General features: G+C 72.0%; 3 protein-coding genes. All 3 read right to left on the reverse strand.

The genetic code is table 11. The features are described from left to right. Positions 1 to 39: 39 nt before the first annotated feature. Positions 40 to 429 carry a 50S ribosomal protein L7/L12 gene (gene rplL, locus V9U69_RS05590; protein WP_337060328.1) on the reverse strand — a complete coding sequence of 130 codons (390 nt, stop codon included), beginning with the start codon at positions 427 to 429 and terminating at the stop codon, positions 40 to 42. Between the two features lie 78 nt (positions 430 to 507). Further along, a complete protein-coding gene (rplJ, locus tag V9U69_RS05595) occupies positions 508 to 1,035 on the reverse strand; it encodes a 50S ribosomal protein L10 (protein WP_337060330.1) in 528 nt (175 codons plus the stop codon). Between the two features lie 330 nt (positions 1,036 to 1,365). Continuing rightward, the gene (gene rplA, locus V9U69_RS05600; RefSeq protein ID WP_337060331.1) at positions 1,366 to 2,082 is read right to left on the reverse strand and encodes a 50S ribosomal protein L1; all 717 of its coding nucleotides are present in this window, start codon (positions 2,080 to 2,082) and stop codon (positions 1,366 to 1,368) included. Positions 2,083 to 2,168: the final 86 nt, after the last annotated feature.

Genomic DNA, 2,168 nt, shown 5'->3' on the forward strand with positions numbered 1-2,168 from the left:
CGCGGCGGTGTCCCGGGCCCGTTCAGGCCCGGGAGGGGGTCACTTGAGGGTGACGGTGGCGCCGGCGCCCTCGAGGGCGGCCTTGGCCTTCTCCGCGGTCTCCTTGTTGACCTTCTCGAGGACGGGCTTCGGGGCGCCGTCGACGAGGTCCTTGGCCTCCTTCAGGCCCAGGGAGGTCAGACCGCGCACCTCCTTGATGACGCCGATCTTCTTGTCGCCGGCGGACTCGAGGATGACGTCGAACTCGTCCTTCTCCTCCTCGGCCGGGGCGGCGGCGCCACCAGCGGCGCCACCGGCGGCGGCCACGGCCACGGGGGCGGCGGCGGTGACGTCGAAGGTCTCCTCGAACTTCTTCACGAACTCGGAGAGCTCGATGAGGGTGAGCTCCTTGAACGCGTCGAGCAGCTCGTCGGTGCTGAGCTTCGCCATGAGGGCGGTCCTTCCTGTGTCTGGGGTGTGTCCGCGGGGGTGCGCCCGCGGGCGGGTGGGTGGACGGGAACCGGCGCCTCAGGCGGCGTCGGCGCCCGCCTGCTTCTCCCGCAGCGCTTCCACGGTGCGGACGGTCTTCGACAGCGGCGCCTGGAACAGGGCCGCGGCCTTGGCCTGGGACGCCTTGAGGACACCCGCGACCTTGGCCAGGAGCACCTCGCGGGACTCCAGGTCGGCCAGGGCGGTGACGTCCTGTGCGCTGATCGCGCGGCCCTCGAGCAGACCGCTCTTGACGACCAGCTGGGGGTTGGTCCTGGCGAAGTCACGCAGGCCCTTGGCAGCCTCCACCGGGTCACCGGAGATGAAGGCGATCGCGGACGGGCCGGTCAGCTGACCCTCGAAGGCCGTGACACCGGCCTCCTTCGCCGCGATGGTGGCGAGCGTGTTCTTCAGGACCGCGTAGGTCGTGTCAGGACCCAGCGCCGTGCGCAGCTGCGTGAGCTGCGACACGGTCAACCCCCGGTACTCGGTGAGCACCGCAGCGTTGGACTCCTGGAACAGCGCCGTGATCTCCTTCACGGCCGCGACCTTCTCCGCCTTCGCCATGCGTGCCCTCCCTTCCTCGTCTCGGGGAGCCGGCCCGGGCCCGAACGCGCGAAACGCCCCGGCGCAGGAGCGCGGGGCGTCGGACCGGGCCCTGGGAAGGACCTGGGGAAGCTCTCACACCTGCGCGGGTCGCCCGTGCTCGGGACCTTCTGCCACCCCTCCGAGCGGAGAGGGCGGCGACCGGCGGTCTTCGGTACGTGCTCAAGCCTACACGCCGCGAGCCGGTGCTCCCGACCACCGCCGACAGCCGCGGCGAGGCGGGGACGCCGCAGGGGCGGGGCCCCGGGAGGGACCCCGCCCCTGCGGACGGGCGCTCGGCGAGCGGTCGCCTCAGGCGGAGGCGGTCTCCTCGGTGAGGACGCGCGTCACCGACGGGTCGACCGGGATGCCCGGGCCCATCGTCGTCGTGATGGTCGCCTTCTTCAGGTAGCGGCCCTTCGAGGACGACGGCTTCAGGCGCAGCACCTCGTCCAGCGCGGCGGCGTAGTTCTCCACCAGCTGGGTCTCGTCGAAGGACACCTTGCCGATGACGAAGTGCAGGTTGGCGTGCTTGTCGGTGCGGAACTCGATCTTGCCGCCCTTGATCTCCGTGACGGCCTTGGCGACGTCCATGGTCACCGTGCCCGTCTTCGGGTTCGGCATCAGGCCGCGCGGGCCCAGCACCTTGCCCAGGCGGCCGACCTTGCCCATGAGGTCGGGCGTCGCCACGGCGGCGTCGAAGTCGAGGCGGCCCTTGGCCACCTCGTCGATGAGCTCGTCGCCACCGACGATGTCGGCGCCGGCCGCCTCGGCCTGCGCGGCGCGCTCACCCACGGCGAACACCAGCACGCGGGCGGTCTTGCCGGTGCCGTGCGGGAGGTTCACGGTGCCGCGGACCATCTGGTCGGCCTTGCGCGGGTCCACGCCCAGGCGGAAGGCGACCTCGACCGTGGCGTCGTACTTCGTGGTCGACGTCTCGCGGGCCAGCTTCACGGCCTCGGCGGGCACGTACAGGGTGTCCGCGTCGATCTTCTCGACGGCGGCGCGGTAGGCCTTGCTGCGCTTCACTGCTGCTCCTCTTGTCAGGGGTGAGGGTCGTGGTCGACGGGCCGCGCGCGGCCCTGCCACAAGGGGTGCGGCCGGCCCGGTGGGGC

It is taken from the genome of Kineococcus sp. G2, assembly GCF_037154035.1.
Classification (GTDB): domain Bacteria; phylum Actinomycetota; class Actinomycetes; order Actinomycetales; family Kineococcaceae; genus Kineococcus.